A 6,862-nucleotide genomic window follows, 5' to 3' on the forward strand; every position below is an offset into this window, starting at 1 on the left:
TAAGTAAGACGTAAGCTCCGATAATAATACTCGGGAATATAATAACTGATTCTAGCTTACTTCCATATCGATCGATTGTTCCATTGAAATCCCAGTGCACAGGAACGCGATTAGGTAGATACAGATACCCCAAAATACTAAAACCAATACTAAGTAAAGCGATAAACAGTGTAAAGCGACGGTTTTTCATCATTCCTCACCTTATTTCTCATTTTTAACAGAAATGTTCACTAATCAAGTCATGCGCTTTGAATGTTTGATTCATACGCTCAGCTCCTTTATATAGTTAGATAATTGTCTAACCATCTAAAATATACAAAGAAGCTAAGCAAAAGAATAGATGATTATTTGATGAAAAATGAAAAAATTGTGAATGTACATCTTATATTTACTTAAAATATCTTTCTATTTCTAGTAATGGCATGGAAGGAATATGAAATTCTTTCCTTTTTATTTCGAATTCTTCCTTTGTAAAAGGACCTAATCGTATGTTATGAATCCTATCTATTATCCAAACATGTATTTGCTTGTCATTAGAAATGCTAGCATCCGGATGATTTAGTACAACCGGCTTTGGAATTTGTGTAGCAATAATATAATTTTCATTCCATGCTAAGTGGGTGACATCTGATGGAATGAATTGAGAAGCATGGGTATTTTCCTCTTTTGAAACAACTTTCGTTCCACCGGAAGAATGATGCAAAACATAATCCTTTCCAATTTCGAAAATAGTGTGGGGCTGTTGCCTAGAACATCCTGTAAGAAATACACATGTTATAGCATAAAATAGAACGAAGTATTTCATGGTACCCCTCCCGCTGCTTGAATCTAATATGTGCTCTTTAGTTAGAGTTAGAATACCCATTTTTTTAAAATTTAACCTATTTTTCAGTTTTCTTAAAATACTAATTACAAGGTGGAAATATATAAATCATGGGTAGGAAATGCTATGTAAAAAGGGGTATAGCCATTTCATTTACAAGTTTAAATGTACATGGTACGATGAACATCGTAAATAGGAAAGAAAGGTAGAATGCCTAATGAAATTTAAAATGCATAACCCAAGCATCATTATGAACCGAGTTGGAGCAACGTTATTGGATATGTTTATTATCTCTGTAGTATACGGAGTAATAGTGGCAATATCGACAGGAAATTATAAGGCCATTTTTGACCGCTTTGATGTAAGCTTTGGTGATTATCGCTTTGATTTAACTCTTATATTTGTCCTTATGTTTATCTATTTTGTGTTCGTACCATTGTTATGGAATGGTTTGACGGTCGGGAAAAAAATAACGAGAGTACGTCTTGGCAAAACAAATGGGGAACCACTTGATTTTATTACACTATTTGTACGTTTTCTGATTTTAATCATTCCTACTGTACTTCTACTAGGCATACCAGCTTTAGTCACCGTGTACATGATGCTCTTCCGTAAGGATAATCGTGGTTATCATGATTTAGTAGCTAGAACAAAGGTAAATGGTCCATTGTAAAATCTTTTTCTTATCATAAAATTTAGAAGAAGTTTCTGTAAAGGTCATTCCCTTTTTACAGAAACTTCTTTTCACATAGAATTGAAAATATGCTCTTAATAGGGGAGATAAGGTTTGAAAGAATGGTTAAAGATATTTGATGATGATAAGACAGTAATTGGTCGTAAACTACGTGATGATGTACATAGAGATGGAGATTGGCATGAAACGTTTCATTGTTGGATTATAGAGAAACACGAATTGTCTTCATTTGTCTATTTTCAAAAGCGTTCAAAGGGTAAAAAGGATTTTCCAGGATTGTTTGATATTACAGCGGCTGGGCATATACAAGATGGTGAACTTGTTTTAGTTGGTGGTTTGCGTGAAATTTACGAAGAACTTGGAATTACTGTATCGCCTGAATCACTTCATTATTGTGGATATGTGAAAGGTAAGTATGAAAAGGAAGATTTCATTGATTGCGAATTTAGTCATGTCTATTTTTATATCGTAGAGGGGGAGCCTCCTTTTGTGCTAGGAGATGAGGTGGAAGATATAATTAAAATGGATGTAGAGAATTTACAAGATGTAATGGACGGAAAGCGTATTTTAGTACAATCTCAAATTTCTAAAGAGTCTTCATACGTTACATTTTCTGATCTTTGTCCCCATGGCTTGGAATACTATGAATATCTTTTGCATGAAATAAAGCAACTAAAACGATGATTATCTTAGTTTATTATGTAAAAACTGTATAATAGGGCGTATAAAAAAGAAATTTGAAGTAGTCAACAGCGGGTGTTTTACATAAAAACAAGAAAGAATGTATATAAATTATTAGCTTTTTATAGTTTTCTGAAAATTTTTTTATTTTTTTATGAAAATTTGTTCATATTCTTGTTATAATAGTTGTTATATAGGACTGGCATCTCCTATATGAGTACCCTCCATGGAAAGGCACGCATCGGTAGGCGTGCCTTCTTTTTAATGTAATCAGATTTTAATAGATATTTATAATATATTTACGATCGGTGTAGCAAGGGAAGTTTGCTTCTTTTTCAACTTTATTGTGAACATATTTAGAGTACATATGGATACTCTCTTATAGCGTTAATCGAGACACCTTTATAATCATAAGAGTTTCAGTCATTTTCATTGTTAGTATCCTTTTTTCACGAGGAGTATGAGGGAACGATTCCTTCTCTCTTGCCGATGGAATAAGAGAAGGAGTATACTGTTCAACGGGAAAACTACAAAAAGGGGCAGTGAAGATGAAGCTAGCGGGTAAAGTTGTAGTAGTGACTGGTGGAGGCGTCGGTATCGGCCGGAAAACAGCCTTACTACTAGCCAAAGAAGGTGCAAAAGTAGCGGTGACTGATATAGATGAAAATAATGGTCAAGCTACTGTTGATGAAATTTTAAACTTTCACGGAGAAGCTATTTTTGTTGTTCATGATGTGAATGATCAAGATGAATGGTATAGAGTCGTAAAGGAAGTACTTCATAAATACAGTCATATTGATTTGTTATTTAACAATGCAGGATTATACCAAATTCAATGCGATAATCAATATGAAGAACAATGGGTAAACTCTATAACAAATACAATCCGAGATATTTGTAAAGAGGTAAAGTCCGTAAGTACTTCCGTTATGACACAATCAAGCAGAGCATCCATGGATATTCCGTCATTTGGTATGCTAGGATTTTCAGGAGCATGGTCTGTAACGAGTTCAAGCTTGTAACTTGTAACGAATAAAAATATGTAACTCCCAGATAGTATGTTGATTTAAAATTCATCAGTGGAAATATGTGTTGTTTTCACTGATGGAGCCTTCTTTGCAACCCATTTGTTTCTGCTTTTATATACAAAAAAGTAAGCGCTATCAAAAAAGGATAAATGGAGAATTACTATCTCTCCATTTATCCTTTTTTGATTAAAAATTGTTCAAGGCGATCACAGGCTTCTTTTAATTCCTCCATACTGTATGCGTAGGATAAACGTAAGTAGCCTTCTCCGTATTGGGAAAATGCACTACCTGGAACGAGGGCAATTTTTGCTTCTTTTACGAGTTGCAAAGCAAAATCAAACGAGCTCTTTCCGAAATTCCCTATGTATGGAAATAAGTAAAATGCACCGTGTGGGAGCACGACGTGTAAACCCATGTTTATCAGACGGTTATATACATAATCGCGTCTTTCTTTATATTGCTTACGCATCATGAGCGGTGCATCCTTTGCTTTGGTAAGTGCCTCTATAGCAGCGTATTGAGAGATGGACGATGCACATGTTACATTATATTGATGAACTTTAATTATTTGTTTTGCTAAATAACGGGGGGCAAATAAGAATCCAATTCTCCATCCCGTCATTGCATGAGATTTAGATAATCCGTTTATGACAATGGTTTTATTTCGCATGTCTGGAAACTGTACAATTGATTCATGCTTTTCTTCATAGATAAGTTCACTATAAATTTCGTCTGAGAGAACAAAGATGTCTTTATCTTTTAGTACAGTTGCAAGATCCTCTAATTCGTTATGACTTAATGTAACGCCGGTCGGATTAGATGGATAGGGAAGCACTACGCAACGAGTTCGGTCGGTTATGGCCGCTTCTAATGCATCTTTGGTAAGTTTGAAATTTGTTTCTCGTACATCTACTAACACTGGCGTAGCTCCGCATAACCGTATAATAGGTTCATAGCCAGGATAAATTGGAGCGGGTAGTATTACTTCTGTGCCAGGTTCTAGTATAGTTCGAAAAGCGATATCAATTGCTTCGCTTGCTCCGATTGTGACAATTACTTCATCATTTGGATCATATTCTTGATGGTAACGATCTTTGACAAATTCACTTGCTGCCTGTCGAGTCTCTAGCAAACCAGCATTAGGAGTATAACCGGTAATATTTTCTGAAATAGCGCGTATGCCAGCTTCTTTAACCTTTGATGGGGTAGGGAAATCAGGTTGACCAATTGTTAAGGAAACGAGATCGTCGTATTCTTGAATCATATTAAAAAATTGGCGTATGCCAGAAATTTGAATATCTTTAACGAGTGGGTTTAACAAATGTTCCATATGAATCTTCCTTTCAAACAAACATGTTAATTTATTTTAACATACTATCCTCTTCCAATGTTTTATTATCATGATGTTTTGCAGTCTCCATGATAGAATGCGCAAGAATCTTTCATTCCTGTTAAAAATAATCAGACATGTAAATATTTTTACAAAAATTCCCTTTGAAAATGATATAATGATTAAAATGTGGTATAGGGAGTGGAATTATTTGGAGCAGGTTCGAGATTTATTGATACAAATAGCATGTATCATTTTACCGTTATTTTTATATGAAATGATTCGTTTGAATCGATACTATATAACAGCTCCTAATCCTAGTCGATATGTTACATCTGCTCTTTTTTCTATTATTGTAATGCTAAGCATGTCGTATCCAGTAAATCTAGGAGAAGGAATTGCATACTCGTTTCACGATATTCCCATCATAGCTGCTTTTTTGTATTATGGTTCATTAGGTTTCTTACCTGCAATTATTTCAGTATTATACAATGTGGTTATCAATGGTCCTAGTGGCTTTGTAGCTGATTTATTCGAAACGATTTTCCTTTCTTCCATCCCTTTTGTTCTTTCTAAGCAATGGAAACAGTACAGCAAAAACAAAAAAATAGTAATATCATTTCTCCTTGCTTCCTTTTATGCATTGATTCACCTAATCGTTAATGTACAGGTTATAAGTATCCATGTGGGAACCCCTCGTTTATATGCATTTTTCTCTGTAGCAGGAATAATAATGGCTGTTACGATGACATTTCATGTGTATGTAACAGAATATTTAAACGATAATGCGATGGTACGAAATGAAATGTTAAAATCAGAAAAGCTGAATATTATTAGCGAATTAGCGGCTTCAGTTGCACATGAAGTGAGAAATCCATTGACTGTCGTTCGTGGCTTTCTTCAGCTGTTAGAAGGGTCAGAAACGAATAAGAATAAAGAATATATGCAGCTGGTTCTTACAGAATTAGACCGAGCAGAGGGAATCATATCTGACTATTTAAATTTAGCTAGACCACAGATTGAAGAGAAAATACCAATATTATTATCCTCACAGCTTAATGAAATGACTTCGCTCATGTCATCATTTGCCGCAATGAAAGGTGTATTCTTGCAGGTAAAGATTGAAGAAAATTTGTATACCATTGGGGATAAAGCAAAATTAAAACAAGCAATCATGAATATTGTGAAGAATGGAATAGAAGCTATTCAGCAAAAACAAGGATATTTAAAAATACATGCGTATATAGAAGGCAATGAGATTGTGATTGTTGTGAAGGATAGTGGGGTGGGTATGACGAAGGAACAGCTTGCTCGTCTAGGACAGCCCTATTATTCACTCAAGGAAAAAGGAACTGGATTAGGGCTAATGGTAACATTTAGCATCATCCAGGCACATAATGGAGATATTACATACAAGAGTGAGCTAGGAAATGGGACAGAGGCTATGATTCGACTGCCGGTTTGGAATGGAAAAATATAAAAAGTTACCGTTTAATCGGTAACTTTTGTACACTGCTATGATTGAGTTCGTTCGGGTTTTAAGCGAGAAAACAAAGTACGTAATGATTTTATTATGTTGTTTTCTTGGGAAGCAGCGATCATTCGCTTCGTTTCCTGCATCTCTCGTATGAGAAGCATAAGCTGTTCATCGCGACTTGCATCTTTTTTGTATACTTGATGTATGACTTTATTCATTTTTTCCTCTTGCTTTGCGTCTTTTTTATACATATGACTCATTAAATGGTTTAGCTTATTTTCTTGTTTTGCTTCACTTTTTTGCACATGGCCGACTAGGTCTAGTAAAATCTCCTCTTGTTGTGTCTCGCTCACATATACTTGTTGCATGAGGTCATCTAGCTTTTCATCCTTTTGTCTATTTTGGGTAATGAGAGTAGAGTTTTGATGGATAATTGCTTCGTTCAGTTGGGCAAGAGTATCAAGCTTATGCATAAATTCCTCAAACTTTTTATTTTGTTCTCGAATGGTAGTCGTCACATCTCTCGCTGTCTGTTCCTTTTCCTGAACGGAACTTTTTGAGGTATGAATAAGAGCCCCATTTTGTAAATCTTTAAGGGTTTGAACTACTGCATCGTTTATATCAACTTGATGCATGACAACTCTCTCATGAATTCCTTTCAATAATCGAATATCATCTAACTTAAAGCAACGAGCACCGGAGGCTTTCCCGATATCGTAGCCGCTTAGTTCTAAAGTTTGACTATATTTGCGTATTAGGTTGCCAGGTATGCCTGTCTTACTGGCTACATCCTTTGTTTTATAGGTTTCCATCATGTTTTGATCTCCCC

Annotated in this window: 8 protein-coding genes; 4 read left to right on the forward strand and 4 right to left on the reverse strand. The window is 35.0% G+C overall.

The window, feature by feature from the left end:
- Together AC11ZT_RS07595 and AC11ZT_RS07600 are read right to left on the reverse strand one after the other, a co-directional pair.
- Nucleotides 1-190, reverse strand: a 190-nt coding sequence (locus AC11ZT_RS07595) for a DUF1648 domain-containing protein (protein ID WP_484059018.1), incomplete at its 3' end; no start/stop codon positions are given.
- Between the two features lie 198 nt (nucleotides 191-388).
- Entirely contained in the window at nucleotides 389-805 is a 417-nt protein-coding gene (locus AC11ZT_RS07600) for a DUF3997 domain-containing protein (protein ID WP_484059019.1), read from the reverse strand.
- Nucleotides 806-1,040: 235 nt separating this feature from the next.
- Between AC11ZT_RS07600 and AC11ZT_RS07605 the strand changes: the two genes are divergently transcribed.
- From AC11ZT_RS07605 to AC11ZT_RS07615, 3 genes are all read left to right on the forward strand, one after another.
- Nucleotides 1,041-1,496 (forward strand): RDD family protein, encoded by a 456-nt coding sequence (locus AC11ZT_RS07605; protein WP_484059020.1) that lies wholly within the window; start codon nucleotides 1,041-1,043, stop codon nucleotides 1,494-1,496.
- Nucleotides 1,497-1,610: 114 nt separating this feature from the next.
- Nucleotides 1,611-2,201: an NUDIX hydrolase gene (locus tag AC11ZT_RS07610; protein ID WP_484059021.1), complete on the forward strand. Its 591-nt coding sequence runs from the start codon at nucleotides 1,611-1,613 to the stop codon at nucleotides 2,199-2,201.
- A 545-nt stretch (nucleotides 2,202-2,746) separates the two neighbouring features.
- A complete protein-coding gene (locus tag AC11ZT_RS07615; protein WP_484059022.1) occupies nucleotides 2,747-3,220 on the forward strand; it encodes an SDR family NAD(P)-dependent oxidoreductase in 474 nt (157 codons plus the stop codon).
- Between the two features lie 178 nt (nucleotides 3,221-3,398).
- On the opposite strand, the gene AC11ZT_RS07620 is transcribed toward AC11ZT_RS07615, so the two are convergent.
- The gene (locus tag AC11ZT_RS07620) at nucleotides 3,399-4,556 is read right to left on the reverse strand and encodes an aminotransferase A (RefSeq protein ID WP_484059023.1); all 1,158 of its coding nucleotides are present in this window, start codon (nucleotides 4,554-4,556) and stop codon (nucleotides 3,399-3,401) included.
- A 211-nt stretch (nucleotides 4,557-4,767) separates the two neighbouring features.
- Here AC11ZT_RS07620 and AC11ZT_RS07625 point away from each other — a divergent pair, with 211 nt between their 5' ends.
- A complete protein-coding gene (locus AC11ZT_RS07625; RefSeq protein WP_484059024.1) occupies nucleotides 4,768-6,036 on the forward strand; it encodes an ATP-binding protein in 1,269 nt (422 codons plus the stop codon).
- A 35-nt stretch (nucleotides 6,037-6,071) separates the two neighbouring features.
- Here AC11ZT_RS07625 and AC11ZT_RS07630 read toward each other — a convergent pair whose 3' ends face one another.
- Entirely contained in the window at nucleotides 6,072-6,848 is a 777-nt protein-coding gene (locus AC11ZT_RS07630) for a DUF3967 domain-containing protein (RefSeq protein ID WP_484059025.1), read from the reverse strand.
- Nucleotides 6,849-6,862: the final 14 nt, after the last annotated feature.

The organism is Ectobacillus sp. (assembly GCF_056992975.1).

What these genes read in the sequence shown, in the direction of transcription:
- AC11ZT_RS07605 (WP_484059020.1), top strand. Translation starts at nt 1,041, where the DNA reads ATGAAATTTAAAATGCATAACCCAAGCATCATTATGAACCGAGTTGGA.
- AC11ZT_RS07600 (WP_484059019.1), bottom strand. Translation starts at nt 805, where the DNA reads ATGAAATACTTCGTTCTATTTTATGCTATAACATGTGTATTTCTTACA.
- AC11ZT_RS07620 (WP_484059023.1), bottom strand. Translation starts at nt 4,556, where the DNA reads ATGGAACATTTGTTAAACCCACTCGTTAAAGATATTCAAATTTCTGGC.
- AC11ZT_RS07630 (WP_484059025.1), bottom strand. Translation starts at nt 6,848, where the DNA reads ATGATGGAAACCTATAAAACAAAGGATGTAGCCAGTAAGACAGGCATA.
- AC11ZT_RS07615 (WP_484059022.1), top strand. Translation starts at nt 2,747, where the DNA reads ATGAAGCTAGCGGGTAAAGTTGTAGTAGTGACTGGTGGAGGCGTCGGT.